The sequence below is a fragment of the Kitasatospora sp. NPDC002227 genome (assembly GCF_040296285.1).
Classification (GTDB): domain Bacteria; phylum Actinomycetota; class Actinomycetes; order Streptomycetales; family Streptomycetaceae; genus Kitasatospora.
In genome coordinates this window covers 17,759-42,853 of the sequence record NZ_JBEOWY010000030.1, presented here as the reverse complement: position 1 = coordinate 42,853, position 25,095 = coordinate 17,759, and the positions used below count along the sequence as shown (strand labels likewise).

Here is a 25,095-nt window from a genome sequence, read left to right as displayed (position 1 = left end):
CCCCGAGTCTCGCAGAGCTCACACCCTTCCCCTCAATTCCCCCGTCGCCGCTCCAACCGGTCCAGCTCCACGACTACCGGGAACGGCACCTGCAACTCCAGCCGACCTCGGTGCGGCACCGGCGGGCCATATGCGCCGGAGACTCGATCGAGTTCATAGACGTACGCAACGACCTGGTCGTCCTCCAGCTCGATCCGCCAGTAATGCGGGATCCCCGCCTCGGCGTACCGAAGTGGCTTGGACCTGCGGTCCCGGTCCTCGGACTCCGGCGAGACGACCTCGACCACCAACAGCACCTCGTCCGGCTCGAACCACGTACGGCGCCGCCGGTACTCGGCATCGGCGACTACGAGGTCCGGTTCGGGGCGGTTCTTGCGATCGAGGCGGATGGTCATCTCACGCTCGACCTCGAGCTCCTCCGGGGCCTGAGCCTCAAGGGCGAAAGTCAGGCCGGAAACCAACCGGCTGTGCCAGGACCGCTGGGGGGACATCATGAAGACCAGCGCTCCGTCGACAATCTCGGTGTGGCGTGGCGCCTCGGTGAGACGATCGAGATCCTCTGCGTACCAGCCCTCCTCACGGGGCGGGTACATCCACTCAGGCATCGAGCTCATGCGCCCAGCGTAGCCAGCCGGGACGCCGGATATCGTGCCGTCCGTGGACATGGCTCTGGAGTTCGAGGCGCAGCGGCCTCGGCTGTTCTCACTGGCTTACCGGATGCTCGGCTCGGCCGCCGAGGCCGAGGATGCGGTGCAGGACACCTACCTGAAGTGGCACGGGGCGCTGCGGGAGGAGATCTCCAACCCGTCGGCCTGGCTGGCGAAGGTGCTGACGAACCTCTGCCTGAACCGGCTGACCTCGGCGCGGGTGCGGCGTGAGCGGTACGTGGGGCCGTGGCTGCCGGAGCCGGTGCGCACCGACGGCGGGGTGCTGGGACCGCTGGAGACGGCGGAGCAGCGGGACTCGGTGTCGCTCGCGGTGCTGGTGCTGATGGAGCGGCTGACCCCGGCGGAGCGGGCCTGCGTCGTGCTGCGGGACGCCTTCGAGTACAGCCACCGGGAGATCGCCGAGGTGCTCGACGTCTCCGAGGCGGGCGCCCGGCAGACCTACCGGCGGGCCAAGCAGCACCTCGCCGAGGGCCGCCCCCGCTTCGACTCCGCCCCGGCGCCGCAGACCGAGCTGCTGCAGAGCTTCCTGGCCGCTGCCGCCGAGGGCTCGCTGGGCAAGCTGGAGGCGCTGCTCGCCGAGGAGGTGGTCGCCTGGTCGGACGGCGGCGGCAAGGTCCGGGCGGCCATCCGGCCGGTGTACGGGCCGAACAACGTGGCCCGCTTCCTGCTCGGGGTGCTCGCCCGCTTCGGCGAAGGCTTCGAGCTGGCGTTCGCCGAGGTCAACGGCGCGGCGACGGTTCTGGCGCGGGAGGACGGGCAGCTCACCGCGGCCGCGACGGTGGAGGGCGAGCACGGCCGGATCACCGGTATCCGCATCCTCCGCAACCCCGACAAGCTCGCCTTCCTCGCCGCCCAGACCGGGTAGCTGTCACAGATCGCGAAGCCGCCCGGTTCCTCCCTCCGAAGAGACCCGCCAGAGGGAGGAGACGGCGATGGAGAGCAACGTGATCCTGGTGACCGGGGCGACCGGCGTGCTGGGCCGGGAGGTGGTCGAGCGGGCGCGCCGGGCCGGGGTGCCGGTCCGGGCGCTGACCCGGCGGGCCGAGCCGCCCCGCACCCCGGGCGTGAGCTGGTGCACCGGTGACCTGCTGAGCGGCGAGGGCCTGGCCGAGGCCTTCGCCGGGGTCCGTACGGTGATCCACTGCGCGACCGACGCCAAGCGCTACAGGAACGACCTGCCCGCCTTCGAGCAGCTGATCGCGGCGGCGAGAACGGCCGGGGTCGGGCACGTCGTCAACATCTCGATCGTCGGCATCGACCAGGTGCCGTTCCCGTACTACCGGGTCAAGCTCGCCGGCGAACAGCTGCTCAGGGCCTCCGGCCTGGGCTGGACCAACCTGCGGGCCACCCAGTTCCCCGAGCTGCTGGACTCGGCCTTCGGCGCGCTGGCGAAGTCCCCCGTGGTGCCGATGCTCTCCGGCGCCCGCTGCCAGCCGGTGGACCAGGGCGAGGTGGCCGAGCGCCTGCTGGAGCTGGCCCTGGGCGAGCCCGCCGGGGACGCCCCGGAGCTGGCCGGGCCGAAGGTGTACGACCTGCTCGCCCTCACCCGCAGCTGGCTGAGGGCCGCCGGCCACCGCCGCCTGGTCCTGCCCGTCCCCCTCCCGGGCCGCCTCGGCGCTGCGCTGCGCTCCGGCGGCCTGACCAACCCCGAGCGCGCGGTCGGCCGCCGGACGTGGGAGGACTTCCTGCGCACCAAGGTGGCCAACCCGTAACCGAGTTGAGATCGCTCCGAGGGAGCCGCCCGCGCTCCGGCACCGTCCAATGGTCGTGCCCGGGCACGGGCGACTCACCACGGGGAGGGGTAACCGGGATGGCGTACGGAAGACGGAGAGCGGCGGCGGGGGCGGTACTGGCGGCGGCGGTGCTGCTCTCGGGGTGCAGCTCCGAGGACGGCGCGTCGAGTCACGGGGCGGCCGCCGTCGCCCAGGCGCCGCAAGCGGCGGGCGGGCAGCCCGCGACGGTGAATCCGAGCGCGGCCGCGGGCGCCGGCAAGGGCGCCACGGCCCCGGTCGAGACCCGGCAGATCAGCTACACCGCCCAGCTGTCGGTGCGGGTCGCCGACGTGCCCAAGGCGGTGACCAGCGCCGAGGCGCTGGCCGTGCCCGGCACCGGCGGGTACGTCGCCGAGGAGCAGGTGCAGTCCGCCGAGGGCGGCGGGCAGGCCTCCGCCCGGCTGGTCCTCAAGCTGCCGACCGCGGGCTTCCCGCAGGCGCTGGACCAGCTGGCCGGGCTCGGCCAGGTGCTCGACCGGCGCAGCCAGGCCCAGGACCTGACGCAGCAACTGGTCGACCTGGACAGCCGGGTGAAGAGCCAGCAGGCCAGCGTCGAGCGCATCCGGGAGCTGATGAAGAACGCGACCGGCCTGGCCGACGTGGTCTCGCTGGAGGCCGAACTCAGCCGCCGGGAGGCCGATCTGGAGTCGCTGCAGCGCCAGCGGCAGGACCTCGGCGGTCAGGTCGCGCTCTCCACCGTCACCCTGCAGCTGACCACCGCCGCCCCGGCCCCGGCCGTACCGGCCAAGGCCAAGGAGAAGGGCTTCTGGGCCGCCGTCGGCGGTGCCTTCGCCGGCGGCGGGCACGTCCTGCTGACGGTGCTGCGCGGCATCGTGGTCGTCCTGGCGGCCGCGGCGCCGTTCCTGCTGGTGGCCGCCGGGCTCGCCACGCTGTTCTGGACCGTGCGCCGACGGCTGCCGGCGAAGCGGCACACGGAGCGGACGGACGACGCCCAGGGCTGAGCGCCGCCCGCCGTACCGGAAGGGTCAGCGCTCGGTGGCCTCGTGCACGAAGGCGACCAGCCTGGTCAGCGCATCCGGGTCCATGCTCGGCATGACGCCGTGGCCGAGGTTGAAGATGTGGCCGCTGCCGCCCAGCGACTGGGCGGCGTGCAGCACCTCGCGCGCCTTGGTCTCCACCACGTGGGTGGGCGCGTAGAGCACGGCCGGGTCGAGGTTGCCCTGCAGCGCCTTGCCCGGCCCGACCCGCTCGGCGGCCACGTTCAGCGGCACCCGCCAGTCGACGCCGACCACGTCGGCCCCGGCCTGGCTCATCAGGGGGAGCAGCTCGCCGGTGCCCACGCCGAAGTGGATCCGCGGCACGCCGTAGCCCGCCACGGCGTCGAACACCTTGCTGCTCGCGGGCATCACCGAGCGGCGGTAGTCGTCGGGGGCCAGCGCGCCGACCCAGGAGTCGAAGAGCTGGACGGCGGAGGCGCCGGCCTCGATCTGGATCTTCAGGAAGGCTGCCGTGATGTCGGCCAGCCGGTCGACCAGCGCGGCCCACAGCTCGGGCTGGCCGTACATCATGGCCTTGGTCTTCTCGTGGCTCTTGGACGGGCCGCCCTCGACCAGGTAGCTGGCCAGGGTGAACGGCGCCCCGGCGAAGCCGATCAGCGGGGTCGCGCCGAGCTCCTCGACCAGCATGCCGACGGCCTCGGTGATGTACGGCATGTCGTCCGGCTCCAGCGGGCGCAGCCGCTGCAGGTCCTCGACGGTGCGGATCGGGTCGGCGATCACCGGTCCGATGCCCGGCTTGATGTCCACGTCGATGCCGACGGCCTTGAGCGGCACCACGATGTCGCTGAAGAAGATCGCGGCGTCCACCTTGTGGCGGCGCACCGGCTGCAGGGTGATCTCCTTGACCAGCTCCGGCATCATGCAGGAGTCGAGCATCGGGATGCCCTCACGGACCTTCAGGTACTCCGGCAGTGAGCGCCCGGCCTGGCGCATGAACCAGACCGGCGTGTGCGGCACCGGCTCCCGGCGCGCGGCGCGCAGGAACGCGGAGTCGTACGCGGCGCCACGGCGCGCGCCGCCCTCGCTGGGGGTCTGACCGGACGGGGCTGCGGCTGCGGAAGTCTCACTCACAACCCGAATCTTCGCACGCGCCGCTCGGCACCCCGTCCGCGGCCGCTCGTGGGTTCTTACAGAATCGCGCCGCCTGGGTCCGCACTGCGCCCTGCTCGGGCCGCGCGACCGATCTGACGGGTACGTCCCGATTTGCACACCCGTTCGAAGCGGGCGGCACGCCACGCGGGTGGCGGATGCTCGGAAAGCGGCCCCGGCCGACCTACGCTTCAGCTCATGGCAGCGGTCGGCGGGCACCCCGCACAGGGTGGCGGAACGGGCAAGGATGCGGCGCCGATCGAGTTCCGCAATGCGGTCGAGGCGCTCGCGGGAGCGCGACTGCGCCCCGAGGTGCAGCTCACCGTCGAACCCGCGCCGCGCCGGCTCGCGCCCTTCGCCTACGCCGTCACCGCCACCGTGGAGGTGGACGGCGAGGAGCTGGCCGACGGCCGGCTGGTACTGCTGCACGACCCGGCCGGCCAGGAGGCCTGGCACGGCGACTTCCGGGTGGTGACGCTCAGTCGGGCCGAGCTGGAGCCCGAGATGGCGGGCGACCCGATGCTGGCCGAGGTCGGCTGGGCCTGGCTGACCGACGCGCTGCAGGCGCACGGCGCCGGCTACGCCGAGCCGGGCGGCACCGTCACGCACGCCGCCTCGCACTACTTCGGCGCGCTCGCCGCCCGCGACTCCTCCACCGAGATCGAGATCCGAGCCTCCTGGACCCCGGCCGACGGCCGCTTCGAGCGGCACCTGGCCGCCTGGGGCGACCTGCTGTGCATCTGCGCGGGCCTGCCGCCGACCCTGCCGCTCCCGCTCCCCGACGGCCCGTCACTCGGCGGAGTGGTCCCGATGCCCGCCCGCCGCCGCCCGCGCTCCCACTGACGCACCCGCACGCTCCCACGGAAGGGGTGCCCGGTACACCCGTGTGCGAGCAGTGCCACCCGCAGGGCTGACGGTGGGTGACTTGGGCGGCGCTCTGCGTCAATTCCCTGTCCGGTTCTGACCACCTATGCCCTGTCACGGTCGATTCCGTGCGATTCGGGGGCATGTCGTATCAGTCATCTGCGCGATTTGTCCGTATTGTTACTCACTAAATCGTGATCTTTCGCTAAAGCCGGGCACGGATGATGCCGAAGGTGTCAGTGACCCTTTCCACACGCGGAACTCTCCGACCGCCCCAGCCGCCGACCGCCCCCTCGGCCGGTGGAGGCGAACGGGAGCAGCCGTCCGCCACTCCCCCAAGGAGCCCTGGTGTCGGTCCTTCTGGAACACCCCGCAAACGTGGCCGCGTACCGTCCGACGAAGCCCACCGCCATGGTGGTCATCGCCGACCCGCGCGTCCGAAACACCGTCACCCGGCACCTGTGGGCCCTCGGCGTCCGTGACGTCATCGAGGTCTCCTCGATCGCCGAGGCCCGCCCGCGGGTCTCCACCCCCCGGGACATCTGCGTCGCCGACGTCCACCTGCCCGACGGCTCGGGCCTGACGATCCTGGCCGAGACCCGCGCGGCGGGCTGGCCCAACGGCCTGGCCCTCTCCGCCGCCGACGACATCGGTGCCGTGCGCAGCGCGCTGGCCGGCGGTGTCAAGGGCTACGTGGTGACCGGCACCCGCACCAACGTCGCGATGCCGGGCCGCCCCGGGCTGCCGATCGGCGCGGGCGGGCTGGCCGGGCGGATGCGCCGGCCGGGCATGCCGGGCGCGGTCGGCGCGCCGGGTGCCCCCGGGGCCCCGGGCGCGGTGCCGGGTGCCCAGCCGCAGGCGTACCGCGAGCTGTCCGGCCGCGAGGTCGAGGTGCTGCGACTGGTCGCGGAGGGCCAGTCGAACAAGGCGATCGGGGTCGCGATGGGCCTGTCCGCGCTCACCGTGAAGAGCCACCTGGCCCGGATCGCCCGCAAGCTGGGCACCGGCGACCGCGCCGGGATGGTCGCCGTCGCGCTGCGCACCGGCATCATCCACTGAAGCCGCTGCGCGTCCGCCCGCCACTCCCCTGGTCGGCAGGCCGCGGCAGTGGGCGGAGGAACGTTTCCTCTGCCCACTGCCGCGGCCTGCCACCGTCAGAGGCCCTTCCGGGCACCGGTCTTCGCCCCCGGCATATGTCCGGACACCATCTGACCTGTCCTACAACACTCCCGGGAGCGGGTGCCGTCGTACTCTTGGGGGGTGACCGACGCCGTAGCAGCCATCCCAGAAGAGACAGCCCCGGTCCCGCTCCTCGAGCCGCGGGAGGGGCTGCCGCCCGTCGTGGCCGACGAGACGGCGCTCGCCGAGACGGTCGCGGCCTTCGCCGCGGGCACCGGCCCGGTCGCCGTGGACGCCGAGCGGGCCTCCGGTTACCGCTACGGCCAGCGGGCCTACCTGATCCAGCTGCGCCGGGCCGGCGCGGGCACCGCGCTGATCGACCCGATCGCCTGCCCGGACCTGAGCGCCCTCGGCGAGGCGCTGGCCGACACCGAGTGGGTGGTGCACGCCGCCACCCAGGACCTGCCCTGCCTCTCCGAGGTCGGGATGAAGCCCCGCACCCTGTTCGACACCGAGCTGGCCGGCCGGATCGCGGGCTTCCCCCGGGTCGGCCTCGGCCCGATGACCGAGAACGTGCTCGGCCTCTCGCTCGCCAAGGAGCACTCGGCGGTCGACTGGTCGACCCGCCCGCTGCCCGAGCCCTGGCTGCGGTACGCGGCCCTGGACGTCGAGGTGCTGGTCGAGCTGCGCGACGCACTCGAACGGGAGCTGGACGCCCAGGGCAAGCTCGGCTGGGCCCTGGAGGAGTTCGCCGCGATCGCCGGCGCCCCCAAGCCCGCCCCCCGGGTGGACCCCTGGCGCCGCACCTCCCAGCTGCACAAGGTCCGCCGCCGCCGCCAGCTCGCGGCCGTCCGCGAGCTGTGGCTCGCCCGGGACAAGATCGCCCGCGAGCGGGACGTCTCGCCGGGCCGGGTGCTCACGGACGCCGCGATCGTCAACGCGGCGCTCGCCATGCCGCTGAACGCGCCCGCGCTGCAGGCCGTGGCCGGCTTCGGCCCCCGGGTGAACCGCCGTCAGCTGGACGCCTGGATGGCCGCGCTGCAGCGCGCCCGGGAGATCCCCGAGACCGAGCTGCCGCCCGCCACCGCCGCGCACGAGGGCCCGCCGCCGCCGCGCGCCTGGGCCGAGAAGGACCCGGCCGCCGCCGCCCGGCTCACCGCCGCCCGCGCCGCCGTGACCGAGCTCGCCGAGGCCCACAGCCTCCCGGCCGAGAACCTCATCACCCCCGACCTGGTCCGCCGCGTCTGCTGGGAGCCCCCGGCCGACCACACCGCGGATTCGGTCGCGGCCGCCCTGCGCGCCCTCGGCGCCCGCCAGTGGCAGGTCGACCTGGTCGCCCCGGCGATGGTCACCGCTTGGCAGGAGAGCAACCACTAAGGGGCGCGGGGAACGGCGCGGCCAACACGCCACCAGGCCGCACCGGCCCGCAGAGTGTCAGTTGCACTGTCCAGGGGCGCGGGGAACTGCGCGAAGCCGGAAGGCTCAAGGCCGATGTCTTCCGCACTCGCGCTGTTCCCCGCGCCCCTGGTGGTTCTCGTGGTGCACGTCACTAGCCATCCGGCAGGGGGTCCTAGGCAGCTTGGTTACCGGCGGGTAGCATGGCCGTGATGCAGCGCCGCTTTACCTGTTCGCGGCACCCTGCGCACTACGTCCTGTTGGTCCCTGGGAGGAGAGCCCCCGTGCCTCGTACCGCGAGGGACGTCGTCTTCGTCGATGGCGTCCGCACCCCGTTCGGCAAGGCCGGCCCGAAGGGCATCTACCACGAGACCCGCGCCGACGACCTGGTCGTCAAGTGCATCCGTGAGCTCGTGCGCCGCAACCCGAACCTGCCCGTCGAGCGCATCGACGAGGTGGCCATCGCCGCGACCACGCAGATCGGCGACCAGGGTCTGACCATCGGCCGCACCGCCGCCCTGCTGGCCGGTCTGCCGAAGTCCGTGCCGGGCTACTCGATCGACCGCATGTGCGCGGGCGCGCTGACCGCCGTCACCGCCACCGCCGGCGGCATCGCCTTCGGCGCGTACGACGTCGTCGTCGCCGGTGGCGTCGAGCACATGGGCCGTCACCCCATGGGTGAGGGCGTGGACCCGAACCCGCGCTTCGTCTCGGAGAAGCTGGTCGACGAGTCCGCCCTGTTCATGGGCATGACGGCGGAGAACCTGCACGACCGGTTCCCGCACATCACCAAGGAGCGCTGCGACGCGTACGCGGTGCGCTCGCAGGAGAAGGCCGCCAAGGCCTACGCCAACGGCGACATCCAGCCCGACCTGGTGCCGATCTCGATCCGGAACACCAACCCCGACGCCGGCGAGACCGGCTGGGGCCTGGCCACCACCGACGAGCCGATGCGCCCGGGCACCACGATGGAGAGCCTGGCCGGTCTGAAGACCCCCTTCCGCCCGCACGGCAACATCACCGCCGGTAACTCGGCCGGCCTCAACGACGGCGCGACCGCCTCGCTGCTGGCCGCCGAGGACGTGGCCGAGGAGCTCGGCCTGCCGGTCAAGATGCGCCTGGTCGCCTACGCCTTCGCCGGTGTCGAGCCCGAGGTCATGGGCATCGGCCCCGTCCCTGCGACGGAGAAGGCGCTGGCCAAGGCCGGTCTGACCATCGACGACATCCAGGCCTTCGAGGTCAACGAGGCCTTCGCCGTCCAGGTGCTCGCCTTCCTCGACCACTACGGCATCGCGGACGACGACGAGCGCGTCAACCCGTACGGTGGCGCCATCGCCTTCGGCCACCCGCTGGCCTCCTCCGGCGTGCGCCTGATGAACCAGCTGGCCCGCCGCTTCGAGCAGCGTCCTGACGTCCAGTACGGCCTCACCACCATGTGTGTCGGCTTCGGCATGGGTGCGACCGTCATCTGGGAGAACCCGCACTTCGAGGGGACCAAGTGACCACCACCGAGATGCTCAAGCGCGCCGCGGAGCTCTTCCCCGGCGAGGTCGTCACCACGGCCCACGTGCGCCACCTCGACCTGCCGCTGCAGGCCGGCAAGCTGGCGATGATCACGCTGGACAACGGCTTCGACCACACCAAGCCGACCACCTTCGGCCCGGGCTCGCTGGCCAAGCTGGCGGAGGCGCTGGACCAGGTCGAGGCCGAGGCGGCCGAGGGCAAGATCGTCGCCGCCGCCATCACCGGCAAGCCGTTCATCTTCGCGGTCGGCGCCGACCTCAAGGGTGTCGAGGTGCTCAAGGAGCACTCCGACGCGCTGGCCATCGGCAAGGGCGGTCACGACGTCTTCAAGCGGATCGCGGCCCTGCCCGTCCCGACCTTCGCCTTCTACAACGGCGCGGCGATGGGCGGCGGCGTCGAGGTCGGCCTGCACGCCACCTACCGCACCGTCAGCGCGGGCGTCCCGGCGTTCTCGCTGCCCGAGGTCTTCCTCGGTCTCGTCCCCGGCTGGGGCGGCTGCACCATCCTGCCGAACCTGATCGGTCCGGCGAAGGCCGTCAAGGTCATCATCGAGAACTCGATGAGCCAGAACAAGCAGCTCAAGGGCAAGGAGGTGTTCGAGCTCGGCATCGCGGACGCGATCTTCGAGCCGGCCGACTTCCTGGAGCAGTCGATCCTGTGGGCCGCCAAGGTCCTCAAGGGTGACGTCACGGTCGAGCGCGAGGAGTTCGACCGCGGCAAGGCCTGGGACGACGCCGTGCTGTGGGGCCGCATGGTCGCCGACGCCAAGGTGCACGGGGCCGCTCCGGCCGCGTACAAGGCGCTCGACATCATCGCCCAGGTCAAGGACCAGGACCTGCAGGCCGGCTTCGACGCCGAGGACGCGGCCCTGGCCGACCTCATCATGAGCGGCGAGCTGCGCAGCGGCATCTACGCCTTCAACCTGGTGCAGCGCCGGGCCAAGCGCCCCTTCGGCGCGCCGGACAAGTCGCTGGCCCGCCCGGTCTCCAAGGTCGGCGTGGTCGGCGCGGGCCTGATGGCCTCGCAGCTGGCGCTGCTGTTCGCCCGCCGCATGGAGATCCCGGTCGTCCTCACCGACATCGACCAGGAGCGCATCGACAAGGGCGTGGGCTACGTCCACGGCGAGATCGACAAGCTGCTCGCCAAGGGCCGGATCGGCAACGACAAGGCCAACAAGCTCAAGGGCCTGGTCTCCGGGCACCTGGACAAGGCCGTCGCCTTCGGTGACGCGGACTTCGTGATCGAGGCCGTGTTCGAGGAGATGGGCGTCAAGCAGAACGTGCTGGCCGAGCTGGAGGCCGTGGTCTCCCCGACCACCATCCTGGCGACCAACACCTCCTCCCTCTCGGTCTCCGAGATGGCCTCGAAGCTGGAGCACCCCGAGCGGGTCGTCGGCTTCCACTTCTTCAACCCGGTCGCGATCCTCCCGCTGCTTGAGATCGTCCGCGCGGAGAAGACCGACGACGGCTCGCTGGCCACCGCCTTCGCGGTCGCCAAGAAGCTGAAGAAGACCGCGGTGCTGACCAAGGACGCCCCGGCGTTCGTCGTCAACCGCATCCTCACCCGCTTCATGGGCGAGATCCAGAACATCATCGACGAGGGCACCTCCTTCGAGACGGTCGAGAAGGCCGTCGAGCCCCTCGGCCTGCCGATGTCCCCGATCGCGCTGCTCGAGCTGGTCGGCCCGGCCATCGCCCTGCACGTCTCCGAGACGCTGCACGGCGCCTTCCCGGAGCGGTTCACCGTCTCCGAGAACCTGGCCCGCGTCGTGGAGGCCCGCAAGCGCGGCTTCTACATCTGGGAGGACGGCAAGCAGGTCCTCGACCCCGAGGTCCTCGCCCTCCTCACCTTCGGCGACACCGCCCTCTCCGAGGAGCAGGTCCGGGCCCGTGCCCTGGACGCCGTCGCCCAGGAGATCGGCCTGATGCTCGACGAGGGCGTCGTCGGCGAGGCGCAGGACATCGACCTGTGCATGATCACCGGCGCCGGCTGGCCCTTCCACCTCGGCGGCATCACCCCGTACCTCGACCGCGAGGGCGTCTCCGAGCGCGTCAACGGCAAGCGCTTCCTCGCCCCGGGCCTGGCCTCCATCCCGGCCTGACCCACCCCGCAAGGCAGCTGACGAAGCGCCGGAACCCACCAGGGTTCCGGCGCTTCGGCGTGCTGTCGATCCGTGGCGCCCACCGGCCGTGCGGCCTCCGCTCGGGGGACGGCTCGAGTTCATCGGGTGTAGGCCGCGGGCTCGTACGGTGCACGAGCTCCGTCGTCACGTACCCCCAGTCAGAAGGCGGCCGGTACAGCCATGCTCCCTCGCCTCTCCGTGGTCGTTCCGATCTTCAACGTGGACCGTTATCTCCAGGAGTGCCTCGACTCGATATCCGGTCAGAGCTTCGCGGACTTCGAGTGCGTGCTGGTGGACGACGCGTCCACCGACGGGAGCGTGGCGATCGCGCAGGCGCACGCCGCCCGGGACTCCCGGTTCCGGCTCGTGCGGCACGAGGAGAACCGCGGGCTCGGCGCGGCCCGCAACACCGGCTACCGGCACACCGACCCGGGGGCCGAATTCCTGGCCTTCGTGGACAGTGACGACACCCTGCCCCCGGACGCGTACCGGCTGATGACCGCCACCCTGGACGAGACCGGCTCCGACTTCGCCGCCGGCAACGCGCTGCGCCTGCGCCGGGCCGGCCTCTCCCCCTCGCCCGCCCACCAGAAGATCTTCGGGCGGACCAGGCTGCGGACCAGCGTGTCCGAGTTCCCGGCCCTGGTCGCGGACCGGACGGCCTGGAACAAGGTGTACCGCCGGAAGTTCTTCGACGGCGCAGGCCTGGAGTACCCCGAGGGCATCCTGTACGAGGACGCGCCCGTGAGCGTGCCGCACCACTACCTCGCCACCAGCGTGGACGTCCTCGCCGAGCCCGTCTACCACTGGCGGGTCCGCGAGGACGGCGAGCTGTCGATCACCCAGCGGCGGACCGACCCCCGGGGCGTGGTCGACCGGGTCCGCTCGATCGAACTCGTCCGCGCCTGGCTGCTGGCACAGCCCGAGCCGAGCCTGCGCGAGCACCTGCCCGCGTACGACCGCAACACCCTGACCGAGGAGCTCCCGCTGCTCTTCGAGTCCGTCCTCGACGGCGACCGCGCCTACCGCCAGGCGTACCAGCAGCAGGTCAGCATCCTGCTGCGGTCGATCGGCACCGGCCACCTCCAGCAGCTCTCCGCCCCGCTGCGCGTCAAGTACCGCCTGACCCTGGCCAACCGGATGGCCGAGTTCGCCGCCGTGCAGAGCCTGCACCGCCGCTACCGTCGCGGCCGCCGACGGCTGGGGATCTGAGCAGCGCTCACAGCCTCCGGACGGCCCGCTCCAGCGCGGCCGCCGTCCGTCGGACGTCCGCCTCGGTGGTCCGCCAGTTGCTGAACGCGGCCCGTAGGGCGGGCTGTCCGGCGTACCTGGTCGGGGTGAGGAAGGCCTCCGGGGCCAGCTCGGCGGCGAGCGCGGCGAGGCGTTCGGGGGTGGGGTCGGCCGCCAGGGTGAAGCAGACGACGTTGAGCCGCACCGGTGCGAGCAGCCGCAGGCCCTCGATGGCCGTCACCGCCTCCCCCAGTGCCCGGGCCCCCGCCACGCAGCGCTCGACGATCTCCCGGTGCCCGGCCCGGCCGTAGGCGCGCAGCGTGAACCAGGCGGCGAGGGCGCGCAGCCGGTGCGAGTTCTCCGGGGTGAGGTGCACCAGGTCGGGGTGCACGCCGAGCGGGCCGAGGTAGGCGGCGGCGTTCTGGAAGACCCGCGCCTGCAGATCCGGGCGGCGGGTGAACTGCACCGCGCTGTCGTACGGGACGTTCAGCCACTTGTGCAGGTCGATGCAGACCGAGTCGGCCAGATCGAGGCCCGCCACCAGCTCCGCGTGTTCGGGTACCAGCGCCGCGAAGGCGCCGAACGCCGCGTCCACGTGCAGCCAGAAGTCGTACCGCTCGCGCAGCGCGGCGATCGCCCGCAGGTCGTCGAAGTCGACGGTGTTCACCGTGCCCGCGTCGGCCACCACCACGCACGGGCCGTCGGCCTCGGCGAGCGCCCGCTCGAGCGCGGCCAGGTCGACCGCCTCCCGCCCGGGCAGCGTGGGCACCGGCCGCAGGGCCGAGCGCCCCAGGCCGAGCACCGACAGGGCCTTGGCCACGCTGGAGTGCGCGGCGCCCGAGAGCACCCGTACCGGCCCGAGCGCCGCGACGCCGTCCTCGGCCACGTCCACGCCCAGCCGCTCGCCCAGCCACTCCCGGGCGAGGGCCAGCCCGACGGTGTTGGACATCGTCGCGCCGCTCACGAAGGTGCCGCTGTGCGCGGGCGAGAGCCCGAAGAGCTCGCGCAGCCAGCCGACGGTCTCGCGCTCCAGCCGCTGGCCCGTCGGGTCCAGGGCGGAGTTCGAGTTCTGGTCGGCCGCCGCGGTGAGCCAGTCCCCGGCCAGCGCCGCCGGGGTCGCGCCCCCGGTGACGAAGCCGAAGTACCGCGGCCCGGCACTGCCCGAGAGTCCCGGCTCCCACCGCTCGGCGAACTCCGCCAGTGCCGCCCGCAGCCCCCCGCCATGGGCCGGCAGCGACACCGGCAGCGACACCGGCTCCGGCGACTCCACGGCCGGGATCACCGGGCGCTCGTCGAGCCCGCCCAGGAAGGCGACGGCCCGCTGCCTGGTCTCCTCGAGCAGGGTGGGCAACCGGTCGAGGTCAGCTGCGAGTTCGGGGTGCACGGCGGTCTCCAAAGATCGACTGTGCCCCGAGGCTATCCACCGCCGGGAGCGGAGTCCCGGTCCAATTCCCCGCAAGTGGCCCGATCAGTGCTTGAGGCGGTAGATGACCGTGTCCGCGTAGATGCCGACGACCGTGTAGCGGGTGGTGAGCAGGCTCTCGATCTTGGGGACGAACTCGGGCTGGTAGGGGGCGCGGCCGGAGTCGTCGACGACGATTTCGGGGAGGTTCTTGGCGAGTTCCTGGTCGAAGGTCTGCCAGGCGTTGGAGACGCTGAACTGCTCGCCGACCTGCTGGCCGTCCTTGCCGCCGCTGAAGTTGGTGAGGAAGCCGGCGGTGAGGTAGCGGGAGGCGGGGCGGCGGTCGGCGAGCCAGTAGAGCTCGGGGTGCATGCCCCAGACCAGGACGGTGTCCTTGGAGGTGGTCTGGTCGGCGACGGAGGTGGCGACCTCGGTGGTGTGGGTGAGGCGCTGGCCCGGCCAGAACAGGGCGAGGGACCAGAAGACGGTGGCGGCGAAGGCCGTGTAGAGAGCGACCGGGCGCCAGCTGATCGCGGAGGTGGCGACGGCGCCGACGCCGAGCAGCACCAGCGGCGGGATCAGCTGCAGGTAGTAGTGCCCGAAGAAGTGGAAGCCGGTCGAGACGGCGATCACCGAGGAGAGCAGCCAGATCCACAGGTCCGAGGTCGAGCCGTGCTCCGACCCGGCGGCGACGGCCAGCGGCCGGTGCCGGAGGGCGAACCAGAGCCGGCGCCCCAGCGGGAGCAGGAAGCCGAGGCCGGCCCCGAGCAGGATCGCCGAGTTGCCGAGCGCCCGCCCGGTCATCTGGAGCAGGGAGCCGCCGAGGGAGGCGTAGTCCCCGCTGCCGGTGACCACCCAGAAGAGGAAGCCCTTGGGCTTGGTGAGGATGACGGCGACCAGCGCTATCGGCAGCGCGAAGCCGAAGCCGATCTTGGCCAGGGCCGGCAGCCACCGCACGCCGCGCTGCCGCGCGTCCTGGAAGAGCATCCAGAGCACCGGCAGCATGACCGCCCCGCCGGTCTGCTTGGTGAGCGAGCAGAGCGCCACCGCGATCCCCGCCGCGAGCCAGCGCCGCCGCTCGGCGTACCGGAAGGCCGCGACCATCGCGGGCAGCATGAAGACCTCGAAGGTGGCCGCCTGGGTGTCCTCCGGGGAGAGCCCGATGGAGACCAGCAGGTAGAGCGCTCCTGCGGCCGCCCCTGCCCTGTCCCCCCAGCGCCCGCGGGCGAGCGAGGCGAGCAGGATCGCGGTGACCAGGTGGGCGACGATCGCCAGCGTGCGCAGCGGCCAGAGCGAGGCCGAGCCGAAGACGGCGAAGCAGGCCTCGTAGAGCCAGGGCAGCAGCGGCGGCTTGCGGTCCACCACGGTGTCGTAGAGCACGCCGCCGTCGGCCAGCATCCGGGCCTGGGTGGCGAGGAAGCCCTCGTCGGGGCTCCACACCGGCCGCAGGAAGGAGGGGACGTGGGTCAGCGTGGCGAGCAGGGCCAGCACCGGGACGACCCGGGTCCAGTACCCCGTCCGGACCGAGACGGGCAGCCGGGACTGCCACGCGGCGGCGCGGGAGCGGAGATCGGAATTCGGCACGCCTGACAACCTACCCGGCGTTCCGGCCACGGACGGCCGCGGTCCCGCCTTTTGGCACGATGATCTGACAATGTCACAGGGGCGTGTCCGAAGACACGCCCCTGCCAAGCGGACATAACGCCGCCAACCGGATGGGCGGTCAGACCTCGACCCGCTCCTGCTTGGCCACCAGCGCGGCCACCTTCGCGGAGATCGCCGGAGCCGTCAGGCCGATTTCGGCCATGATCTCGTCCCGGGTCGCGTGGTCCAGGAACTCCTGCGGGATGCCGAAGTCACGCAGCGGCACGTCCACGTCGGCGTCGCGCAGCGCCTGGGCGACGGCCGAGCCGACGCCGCCCGCGCGGCCGTTGTCCTCGACCGTGACGACCACCCGGTGACGGGCCGCCAGGCCGGGCAGCGCCTCGTCCACCGGCTTGACCCAGCGCGGGTCCACCACGGTGACGCTCAGGCCCTCGGCGGCCAGCAGCTCCGCCGTCTCCAGGCAGAGCGGGGCCAGCGCGCCGACCGAGACGATGAGCACGTCCGGCCGGTCCTCGCCGGCCTCGCGCAGCACGTCCATGCCGCCGATCCGGCCCAGGGACGGGACGGCCGGGCCGACCGCGCCCTTGGAGTAGCGGACCACCGTCGGCGCGTCGTCGACCTCGACGGCCTCGCGCAGCTGGGCCCGCAGCTGGTCCGCGTCACGCGGGGCGGCGAGGTGCAGGGTCGGCACCAGGTTCATGATCGACATGTCCCACATGCCGTTGTGCGAGGCACCGTCCGCGCCGGTGACGCCCGCGCGGTCCAGTACGAAGGTGACGCCCAGCTTGTGCAGGGCCACGTCCATCAGGACCTGGTCGAAGGCCCGGTTGAGGAAGGTGGCGTACACCGCGACCACCGGGTGCAGCCCGGCGGTGGCCAGCCCTGCGGCCGAGACGGCGGCGTGCTGCTCGGCGATGCCGACGTCGAAGATCCGGTCCGGGAAGGCCTTGGCGAACGGCGCGAGGCCCACCGGGTGCAGCATCGCGGCGGTGATCCCGACCACGTCCTTGCGCTCCCGGCCGATCGCGACCATCTCGTCGGCGAAGACGCCCGTCCAGTCCTTGCCCGCGCTCTTGATCGGCAGACCGGTCTCGGGGTGGATCACGCCGACGGCGTGGAAGCGGTCCTCGTCGTTCTGCTCGGCCGCGCGGTAGCCGCGGCCCTTCTCCGTGATGCAGTGCACGATCACCGGGCCGCCGAAGCCGCGCGCCTTGGTGAGGGCGGACTCCAGCGCGACCAGGTCGTGCCCGTCGATCGGGCCGATGTACTTGAGGCCGAGGTCCTCGAACATGCCCTGCGGGGCGATGAAGTCCTTGAGGCCCTTCTTCGCGCCGTGCAGCGTCTCGAACAGCGGCTGCCCGACCACGGGGGTGCGCTGCAGCGCGTCCTTGCCCCAGGTCAGGAAGCGCTCGTAGCCCTTGGTGGTGCGCAGGGTGGCGAGGTGGTTGGCCAGGCCGCCGATGGTCGGCGAGTACGAGCGCTCGTTGTCGTTGACCACGATGACGAGCGGACGGTCCTTGGCGTCGGCGATGTTGTTCAGCGCCTCCCAGGCCATGCCACCGGTGAGCGCGCCGTCACCGATCACGGCGACCACCGGGCGGTCGTGGTGCCCCTGCAGCTGGTTGGCCTTGGCCAGGCCGTCGGCGTAGCCGAGCACGGTGGAGGCGTGCGAGTTCTCGATCACGTCGTGCTCGGACTCGGCGCGGGACGGGTAGCCGGACAGGCCGCCCTTCATCCGCAGCCGGGAGAAGTCCTGGCGGCCGGTGAGCAGCTTGTGGACGTAGGACTGGTGCCCGGTGTCGAAGAGGATGCGGTCGCGCGGCGAGTCGAAGACGCGGTGCAGCGCGATGGTCAGCTCGACCACGCCCAGGTTCGGGCCGAGGTGGCCGCCCGTCTTGGAGACCTCGTCGACCAGGAAGCGGCGGATCTCCTCCGCCAGCGCGGCCAGCTGTGCCGGGGTGAGCCGGTCGAGATCGCGCGGTCCCCGAATGCGGGTCAGCAGCGCCACCCGTTCCTCCTCGTTCAAAGGTCCCGGGCCGTGTGCCCGACAAGGGCTCCGCGCCCTCGGCGCCCCGGCTCCCCCGCGGCTGCGGAAGACCGGGACTGGTCGAGTCTAATGTCCGGGTTCCGGACACGGGCCGGGGGCCGAACAGTCGCGGGCGCCCCGCCTCGGCCAAAGGCCGATTTTACCGCCCCTTCACCGGCAGCTGCCGCCTTCACCCTGTTCCGGCCACCCCAACTGTGGGAGCCTCGCGCAGTCGTGACCCGTGACACCCCTCGTCATCGGAGAGGCAACAGGATGCGAAAGCACAGAGTGACGGCCCTGTCCCTGGCGCTCGGCCTGGGATTAGCCCTGGCAGGCCCGGCGAACGCGCTCGACGCACAGCACCGCCCGCACCCCGCCGGGTGCGCCCTCACCACTCCCGGTAGCGACTACCGGCATGTCATCTACCTGCAGTTCGACAACGTGCACCTGACCCGGGACAACCCGAACGTACCGTCCGACCTCGAACAGATGCCGCACCTGTTGAGCTTCCTCCAGGGCAACGGCACCCTCTCGGGCGACCACCACACCCCCTTGATCGCCCACACCGGCAACGACATCCTGACCTCGCTGACCGGCCTGTACGGCGACCGGCACGGCCAGGCGGTCTCCAACTCGTACCGCTACTACAAGCCGGACGGCACCACGAACCCGGCGGGCAGCTTCGCCTACTGGACGGACGGTGTGGCGGACGCCTCGGTGCCCACCCCCGCGGACGGCGCGCCGACCATGGTCGGCCCGGACGGGAAGAACGCCCCGGCCCCCTGGGCCGCCTACACCAAGGCCGGCTGCGACTTCGGCGCCGTCTCCGCCGCCAACACCATCCTCGAGAACACCACCGTCGACATCAACAAGGTCTTCGGTGCCTCCTCCCCCGAGGCTGCCGAGGCCAAGTCCGACCCGGCCCGGGCCCAGGCGGACTTCGTCGGCATCGGCGTGCACTGCGCCCAGCACTCCGCCGTCTGCGCCAAGGGCGCCACCAGCCCGGACCAGCTGCCCGACGAGCCCGGCGGCTACCAGGGCTACCAGGCCTTGTTCGGCGCCAAGGCCGTGGACCCGGTGATCGCCGGCGCGGCGGCCGTGAATTCCACCGCCGGCAAGCCGATCACCGACCCGAAGGGCAACCCGGGCTTCCCCGGCTTCGACGCCATGACGGCCGACAACTCGCTCGGCTACGTGGCCCAGATGCAGGAGGCCGGCATCCCGGTCACCTACGCCTACATCTCCGACGCCCACGACCAGCACGGCGCGACCAGCGGCGCCTGGGGGCCGGGCGAGGCGGGGTACGTCCAGCAGCTGAAGTCCTACGACGACGCCTTCGCCACCTTCTTCCAGCGCCTGGACCGCGACGGCATCACCCCGGAGAACACCCTCTTCGTGGTCACCGCCGACGAGAACGACCACTTCGTGGGCGGCGCCCCGAGCCCGGCCGGCTGCGACGGGGTGACGGTGCCCTGCACCTACCGGCAGATCGGCGAGGTCAACGCCAACGCGCGCGGCCTGCTGGCCACCCAGCAGGGCGTCACCACGCCCTTCCAGGTGCACTCCGACTCGGCGCCGAACTTCTACCTGAACGGGCAGCCCGGCGCGGACGACCCGGCCACCCGGGCCTTCGAGCGGGCCTGGTCGAAGGTGACGGCCGCCAACCCGATCAGCGGGAAGACCGACACGATCTCCCAGTACCTGGCCGACCAGGCCGAGATGAAGATCCTGCACATGGTCACCGGTGACCCGCTGCGCACCCCGACCTTCACCTCCTTCGCCGACCCCGACTACTACGTGACGGCCGCGGGCGGCGACTGCTCGAAGCCCTGCGTCTACCTCGGCCCGGCCTTCGCCTGGAACCACGGCGACTTCGCCTCCGACATCGACACCACCTGGGTCGGCCTGGCCGGCCCCGGCGTCAAGCACCTCGGGCGCACCGACACCGTCTGGTCGGACCACACCGACCTGCGGCCGACCATGCTGGCCCTGCTCGGCCTGCACGACCCGTACGTCTCGGACGGCCGGGTGCTCACCGAGTACCTGACCCGCGACGCCCTCCCGCACGGCCTGGCCGGCTCGCTCCGCCCGTACGAGCGCCTGGCCGCCGCCTACAAGCAGCTCGACGCGGGCGTCGGCACCTTCGCCGCCGCCACCCTGCGGGCCGCCACCACCGGCATCACCTCCGACACCCCGGGCGACGCGGCCTACCACGCCGCCACCGACCGCCTCACCGCCCTCGGCACCCAGCGCGACCGGCTCGCCCAGCGGATCGCCCGCCTCCTCGACGCGGCCGCCTTCCACCACGGCCGGCTGAGCGCCGACCAGGCCGACGACCTGACCCGCCAGGCCGAGCACCTGATCCACCAGGCCCAGCAGCTGAACTGACGCGGCGTACGGTGGGCCGGGGGGCATCCGCTCCCCGGCCCACCTGTCCACCGGAGCGTGAGCACCGTGCCGAAGTTCGACGGCCTTGCCGACAGTTACGACCGGACCAGGCCCCGCTACCCGGCCGCGCTGTTCTCCGCCGCCCTCGCCCTGCTGCCCACCGGCCGGCCGCTCACCGTGGCGGACGCGGGCGCGGGCACCGGGATCGCCCTGGAGACGCTGCTCCCGCTGCTCCCGGCAGGCAGCACCGTGCACGCCGTGGACATCTCCGCCGACATGATCCGCCTGGGCAGGGAGAAGTTCCCCCGGGTGCACTGGGCCCAGGGCACCGCCGAGGAGCACCTCGGCCGCCTCACCGGCCTCGACCTGGTGCTCGCCGCCCAGGCCTACCAGTGGCTGGACCGCCCGGCCTACCTGCGGGCCGCCGCCGCAGCCCTGCGGCCGGGCGGCTTCTGCCTGATCGTCCAGAACAACCGCGACCACGGCCGGGGCGGTTTCGCCGCCGCGTACGAGGACCTGCTGGAGGCCTGCTCCCCCGGCTACACCCGCACCTACCGGTCGATCGACGTGGCCGGCGAGCTGGCCACGGTGTTCGGCCAGGTGGCGCGGCACGAGTGCCGGTGGGAGCAGGCCCTGACGGTCGAGGGGCTCGTGACCATGAGCTCCTCCTCCACCCAGGCCCAGCGGGCCGTCACCGCCGTCGGCCCGGCCTTCCTCGACCAGGTCCGCGAGCTGGCCGAGCGGCACGCGGTGGACGGGCTGGTGCGGCTGCCGTACCTCAGCGAGGCGTTCCACGGCGCGGCCCGGGGCTGAGCGGGCCCGCTGCACCGTACGGCCGCTCCGGACTGCGCCGCCCCTGCTCCGCCTCGACACTCGGTCACGGGGGCGGTACGTGAGCGGAGGAGTGCAAGGATGCAGCACAGAGTCAGGGCCGCCGTGGCGGCCTGTGCCGTCGCGACGGGCGCCCTGGTGGCGGCCGTACCGGCCTCGGCGGCCACGGTGATCGGGATCGGGACGGCCACGCTGGACCCGAAGATCCCGAGCAAGGTCCACGTGGACGTCAGCTACACGTGCGACGCCCCGGCGGGCGAGAAGTCGCTCAACGTCTCGGTGGAGCAGACGGACCCGGCCGACCCGTCCTCGGTCGCCTTCGGCGCCACCCGGGTGTCACCCGTGCTGGTGACCTGCGACGGGGCTCCGCACACCCAGACGGTCGTGGTGCAGTCGAAGACCAGCAACTGGGTGCCGGACGCCGACGGGGTGGTGGTCACCACCGTCTCCGACCTCGGCTCCGCGCCTCCGGCCTTCGCCGACGCGAAGAAGATCCCGCTGGCGAGCCCACCGGCCGCCCCGGTCTCGGATCCGACCCCGCCGAAGCCCACCCCGGCCCCGACGCCGACCCCGGCACCGACACCGAGCCCGGACCCGACGCCGCCCAGCCCGCCGCCCAGCTCCTGAACGCACGCGGGCCCCCGGACGGCTGTCCGGGGGCCCGCTGCTCGGGCGGGGCGTCAGCCCCGGCCGGAGGCCTTCTGGGTCTTGCGGGAGAGCGAGTCGATCACGACGGCGGCGAGCAGCACCGCACCGGTGATCATGTAGACCACCGAGGTCTTCATGCTCAGCAGGTCGAGGCCGGTCTGGATGGACTGGATGACCAGACCACCGAGCAGGGCCGACCAGACGTTGCCTCGGCCACCGAAGAGGCTGGTGCCGCCGATGACGGCCGCGGCGATCGCCATCATCAGCAGGTTCGGGGTGCCGATGCCGCCGAGGTTGGCGGTGTAGGTCTGGGACAGGAAGAACAGACCGCCGAGCGCGGCGAAGCCGCTGGAGATCGCGAAGACCGAGATCCGGACGAACGGCACGCTGATACCTGCGCGGCGGGCGGCCTCGATGCTGCCACCGACCGCGAAGATCTGACGGCCGTACCGGGTGCGGCGCAGCACGAAGTCACAGACCGCGAGCAGGCCGAGGAAGATCACCAGGGCCGTGGGCACGCCGTTCGCCTGGTTGAACATGAAGGCGGCGGCGAAGGCGAGCACGGCCAGCGCGCCGGAGCGGACCACGATCTCGCTGGTCGGCCGGAACGGCACGCCCGCCTTGCGGCGGCGGCTCTGGTCGAGCAGCGACCCACCGAGCATCATGGCCACCGCGAGCGTGGCCAGGATGTAGGCGCCGGCGATGTCGGAGTCGAGGAGGAACGAACGCTGGCCCAGCATGTGCAGGAAGCCCTCGTCCTTGACGTTGATGGTGCCGCTGTCACCGAGCAGCGAGAGCATCAGACCGTTCCAGAACAGGTTTCCGGCCAGGGTCACCACGAAGGCCGGAACGCCGACCTTGGCGAAGAACCAGCCGTGCAGCGCACCGGTCAGCGCGCCACCGGCCACCGCGAGCACAACGGCAAGCAGCGGGTTGATCCCGTGGTTGACCGCCAGGACGGCGAAGACCGAGGCGGAGAGACCGCCGACCGAGGCCACCGAGAGGTCGATCTCGCCGAGCAGGAGGATGAACACCAGGCCCAGGGCGATCATGCCGGTGGCCGACAGGAAGAAGCCGATGTTCGACAGGTTCGCGGCCGTCAGGAACAGGCTGTCCTGGGTCTGGAAGACGATCCAGATGATGGCCAGGCCGATGACGACCGGGAGCGAGCCGAGCTCGCCACCGCGCACCTTGCGCTTGAACTCGGTCAGGTACCCCTTGAGGCCCTCCTCGCGGACGAGCAAGCGGGGGTCGACGGCGGGCGTCGTGGCGGGGGTGTCGGTCTCGGTGGTCACTTGGCCGCCTCCGCAGCGGTGCGCGCCTGACGACGGGTCACGGCGTTGTCCGTGGCGCCCGTGATCGCGGCGATGATCGTCTCGTGGGTGGTCTCGGCGACCGGGAAGGAGCCGTTGTTCTTGCCCAGGCGCAGCACGGCGACGGTGTCGGCCACCGCCCGCACGTCGGCCATGTTGTGGCTGATCAGGATGACGCCGAGGCCGCGCTCGCGCAGCCGCTCGACCAGGTCGAGCACCTGGGCGGTCTGCTCGACGCCCAGCGCCGCGGTCGGCTCGTCCAGGATGACGATCTTCGGCTCGCCGATCAACGCGCGGGCGATCGCGACCACCTGGCGCTGGCCGCCGGAGAGGCCGGCGATCGGGATCCGGACGCTGGGGATGCGGATGGAGAGGGTGGAGAGCAGCTCGCGCGCCTTCTGCTCCATCGTCACCTCGTCCAGCACGCCCGCCCGGCGCAGCTCGCGGCCGAGGTAGAGGTTGCCGACCACGTCGAGGTTGTCGCAGAGCGCGAGGTCCTGGTAGACGGTGGCCACGCCGAGGGCGGCGGCGTCGTGCGGCCGGTTGATCGAGACCGGCCTGCCCTCCCACTCGATGGTGCCTTCGTCGATCGGGTGGACGCCCGCGATGGTCTTGACCAGGGTGGACTTGCCGGCGCCGTTGTCGCCGACCAGGGCGACCACCTCTCCGGCGTGCACCTCCAGGTCGACGTCGGTGAGCGCCTGCACGGCGCCGAACCGCTTGGAGACGCCGCGCAGCGCCAGGACGGGTGCGCTTGTCACGTGAACCAACTCCTCCTGCTCCACCCCGTGCCGAGGGTGGCCGCCGCGCCGTCCCGGGCGCGGTCGATGACTGTGTTTCAAGAGCCGTCCGGGCAGGGACGGCGGGCGGGCGGGGGCCCGTTGCGAAGGCCCCCGCCCGTACCGGTGCTGCTTACTTGATGCCGGCGGCGGCGCAGGCGGCCGCGAAGTCGGCGGTGCAGATCTTCTCGGTCGGGTAGAGCTTGTCCGCGATGACGGTGGAGCTCAGGTTGGCCTTGGTGACCGAGACCGGGGTCAGCAGGAGGGAGGGCACCTTGTCGCCGGAGCCGCTGGTGGAGCTCGCGGTGGCGGTGTCGGTGACGGCCTTGCCGTTCAGCAGGTCGACGGCGAGCTTGGCGGCGGCCTCGGCCTCGGGCTTGGGGGCCTTGTAGACGGTGCTGGTCTGGCTGCCCGCCAGGATGCGCTGCAGGCCGGCGAGCTCGGCGTCCTGGCCGGTGACCGGGACGTTGATGTTCTGGCCCTTGAGCGCGGTGGCGACACCGCCGGCCATGCCGTCGTTGGCGCTGTAGACGCCCGCGATGTTGGCGGCGCCGAGCTGGGTGATGGCGGCCGTCACCTTCTGGTTGGCGACGGTGTCCTTCCACAGGCCGCTCTGCTCGTAAGCGATCTTGACCTTGCCGTCGAGGACCTTGTGGGCACCGGCCTTGAACATGGCGGCGTTCGGGTCGGCGTCGTCACCGTTGATCATCACGATGTTGGCGGTCGGGGTGGCCTTGGCACCGAGGGCGTCGAGCAGGGCCTGGCCCTGCAGCTCGCCGACCTTCTCGTTGTCGTAGGAGACGTAGGCCGAGACCGGGCCCTGGGCCAGGCGGTCGTACGCGATGACCTTGATGCCCTTGTCCACGGCACCCTGGATCGAGGACTTGATGGCGGCGGAGTCCACGGCGTCCACGATCAGGACCTTGACGCCCTTGGTGATCATCGTGGAGACCTGCTGCGCCTGGGTGGCGGCGCTGCCCGCGGCGTTCGCGTAGTCAAGGGTGCAGTCCGGGCAGGCGGCCTTGACCTGAGCCTCGATCAGCGGCTTGTCGAGCTGCTCGTACCGGGTGGTGGCGTTCTCCGGGAGCAGGAGGCCGATGGACTTGGCGCCGCCGGCGGCGGACGGGGCGGCCGAGGCCGCGTTCTTGTCGCCACCGGCCTTGCCACAGGCGGCCATGGACAGGGCCATCGAGACCGCGGCGGTGCCGATCACAACGCGACGCATCATTGCGTTCATGGTGGGGGGTGCCTCCCTGACAGAGCCGCAACATCGCGGCGAGGTGGAAGGGAGTCAACCCGTC

Annotated in this window: 20 protein-coding genes; 12 read left to right on the top strand and 8 right to left on the bottom strand. The window is 72.2% G+C overall.

Annotated elements, in window-relative coordinates; all coding sequences use genetic code 11:
• Window positions 1-32 precede the first annotated feature (32 nt).
• Complete coding sequence (locus tag ABT095_RS24575) at window positions 33-614, bottom strand: Uma2 family endonuclease (RefSeq protein ID WP_350531680.1); 582 nt, start codon at window positions 612-614, stop codon at window positions 33-35.
• Window positions 615-663: 49 nt separating this feature from the next.
• Between ABT095_RS24575 and ABT095_RS24570 the strand changes: the two genes are divergently transcribed.
• The 3 genes from ABT095_RS24570 to ABT095_RS24560 all read left to right on the top strand — a co-directional run bounded on the left by ABT095_RS24570 (window position 664) and on the right by ABT095_RS24560 (window position 3,402).
• The gene (locus ABT095_RS24570) at window positions 664-1,533 is read left to right on the top strand and encodes an RNA polymerase sigma-70 factor (protein WP_350531679.1); all 870 of its coding nucleotides are present in this window, start codon (window positions 664-666) and stop codon (window positions 1,531-1,533) included.
• Between the two features lie 67 nt (window positions 1,534-1,600).
• Window positions 1,601-2,380 carry an SDR family oxidoreductase gene (locus tag ABT095_RS24565; protein WP_350531636.1) on the top strand — a complete coding sequence of 260 codons (780 nt, stop codon included), beginning with the start codon at window positions 1,601-1,603 and terminating at the stop codon, window positions 2,378-2,380.
• Window positions 2,381-2,478: 98 nt separating this feature from the next.
• Window positions 2,479-3,402: a DUF4349 domain-containing protein gene (locus ABT095_RS24560; RefSeq protein ID WP_350531635.1), complete on the top strand. Its 924-nt coding sequence runs from the start codon at window positions 2,479-2,481 to the stop codon at window positions 3,400-3,402.
• A gap of 24 nt (window positions 3,403-3,426) precedes the next feature.
• Here ABT095_RS24560 and hemE read toward each other — a convergent pair whose 3' ends face one another.
• The gene (gene hemE / locus ABT095_RS24555; protein WP_350531634.1) at window positions 3,427-4,530 is read right to left on the bottom strand and encodes a uroporphyrinogen decarboxylase; all 1,104 of its coding nucleotides are present in this window, start codon (window positions 4,528-4,530) and stop codon (window positions 3,427-3,429) included.
• A gap of 216 nt (window positions 4,531-4,746) precedes the next feature.
• On the opposite strand from hemE, the gene ABT095_RS24550 reads away from it, so the two are divergent.
• The 6 genes from ABT095_RS24550 to ABT095_RS24525 all read left to right on the top strand — a co-directional run bounded on the left by ABT095_RS24550 (window position 4,747) and on the right by ABT095_RS24525 (window position 12,784).
• Complete coding sequence (locus ABT095_RS24550) at window positions 4,747-5,391, top strand: DUF3000 domain-containing protein (protein WP_350531633.1); 645 nt, start codon at window positions 4,747-4,749, stop codon at window positions 5,389-5,391.
• A 369-nt stretch (window positions 5,392-5,760) separates the two neighbouring features.
• On the top strand, window positions 5,761-6,471 hold the full coding sequence (locus ABT095_RS24545; RefSeq protein WP_350531632.1) for a LuxR C-terminal-related transcriptional regulator: 711 nt from the start codon (window positions 5,761-5,763) through the stop codon (window positions 6,469-6,471).
• A 201-nt stretch (window positions 6,472-6,672) separates the two neighbouring features.
• Window positions 6,673-7,908, top strand: a complete 1,236-nt coding sequence (locus ABT095_RS24540; protein ID WP_350531631.1) for an HRDC domain-containing protein — start codon at window positions 6,673-6,675, stop codon at window positions 7,906-7,908.
• A gap of 302 nt (window positions 7,909-8,210) precedes the next feature.
• Window positions 8,211-9,428, top strand: coding sequence for a thiolase family protein (locus ABT095_RS24535; RefSeq protein ID WP_350531630.1), 1,218 nt, complete (start codon window positions 8,211-8,213; stop codon window positions 9,426-9,428).
• Window positions 9,429-9,439: 11 nt separating this feature from the next.
• Entirely contained in the window at window positions 9,440-11,551 is a 2,112-nt protein-coding gene (locus tag ABT095_RS24530) for a 3-hydroxyacyl-CoA dehydrogenase NAD-binding domain-containing protein (protein WP_350531678.1), read from the top strand.
• A gap of 201 nt (window positions 11,552-11,752) precedes the next feature.
• Window positions 11,753-12,784, top strand: coding sequence for a glycosyltransferase family 2 protein (locus tag ABT095_RS24525; protein ID WP_350531629.1), 1,032 nt, complete (start codon window positions 11,753-11,755; stop codon window positions 12,782-12,784).
• Window positions 12,785-12,791: 7 nt separating this feature from the next.
• On the opposite strand, the gene ABT095_RS24520 is transcribed toward ABT095_RS24525, so the two are convergent.
• The 3 genes from ABT095_RS24520 to dxs all read right to left on the bottom strand — a co-directional run bounded on the left by ABT095_RS24520 (window position 12,792) and on the right by dxs (window position 17,817).
• Complete coding sequence (locus tag ABT095_RS24520; RefSeq protein WP_350531677.1) at window positions 12,792-14,186, bottom strand: pyridoxal phosphate-dependent decarboxylase family protein; 1,395 nt, start codon at window positions 14,184-14,186, stop codon at window positions 12,792-12,794.
• Window positions 14,187-14,270: 84 nt separating this feature from the next.
• A complete protein-coding gene (locus ABT095_RS24515; RefSeq protein ID WP_350531628.1) occupies window positions 14,271-15,788 on the bottom strand; it encodes an ArnT family glycosyltransferase in 1,518 nt (505 codons plus the stop codon).
• A 139-nt stretch (window positions 15,789-15,927) separates the two neighbouring features.
• A complete protein-coding gene (dxs, locus tag ABT095_RS24510) occupies window positions 15,928-17,817 on the bottom strand; it encodes a 1-deoxy-D-xylulose-5-phosphate synthase (RefSeq protein ID WP_350531627.1) in 1,890 nt (629 codons plus the stop codon).
• A gap of 291 nt (window positions 17,818-18,108) precedes the next feature.
• On the opposite strand from dxs, the gene ABT095_RS24505 reads away from it, so the two are divergent.
• From ABT095_RS24505 to ABT095_RS24495, 3 genes are all read left to right on the top strand, one after another.
• Window positions 18,109-20,223, top strand: coding sequence for a hypothetical protein (locus ABT095_RS24505; RefSeq protein WP_350531626.1), 2,115 nt, complete (start codon window positions 18,109-18,111; stop codon window positions 20,221-20,223).
• A 66-nt stretch (window positions 20,224-20,289) separates the two neighbouring features.
• Window positions 20,290-21,036: a class I SAM-dependent methyltransferase gene (locus ABT095_RS24500; RefSeq protein ID WP_350531625.1), complete on the top strand. Its 747-nt coding sequence runs from the start codon at window positions 20,290-20,292 to the stop codon at window positions 21,034-21,036.
• Between the two features lie 99 nt (window positions 21,037-21,135).
• The gene (locus ABT095_RS24495; protein WP_350531624.1) at window positions 21,136-21,681 is read left to right on the top strand and encodes a hypothetical protein; all 546 of its coding nucleotides are present in this window, start codon (window positions 21,136-21,138) and stop codon (window positions 21,679-21,681) included.
• 53 nt (window positions 21,682-21,734) lie between these two features.
• Here ABT095_RS24495 and ABT095_RS24490 read toward each other — a convergent pair whose 3' ends face one another.
• From ABT095_RS24490 to ABT095_RS24480, 3 genes are all read right to left on the bottom strand, one after another.
• Window positions 21,735-22,997, bottom strand: coding sequence for a sugar ABC transporter permease (locus ABT095_RS24490; protein WP_350531623.1), 1,263 nt, complete (start codon window positions 22,995-22,997; stop codon window positions 21,735-21,737).
• The gene (locus tag ABT095_RS24485) at window positions 22,994-23,785 is read right to left on the bottom strand and encodes an ATP-binding cassette domain-containing protein (protein ID WP_350531622.1); all 792 of its coding nucleotides are present in this window, start codon (window positions 23,783-23,785) and stop codon (window positions 22,994-22,996) included. The genes ABT095_RS24490 and ABT095_RS24485 overlap by 4 nt, the downstream gene beginning before the upstream one ends.
• A 142-nt stretch (window positions 23,786-23,927) precedes the next feature.
• A complete protein-coding gene (locus ABT095_RS24480; protein ID WP_350531621.1) occupies window positions 23,928-25,031 on the bottom strand; it encodes a sugar ABC transporter substrate-binding protein in 1,104 nt (367 codons plus the stop codon).
• Between the last annotated feature and the right edge of the window lie 64 nt (window positions 25,032-25,095).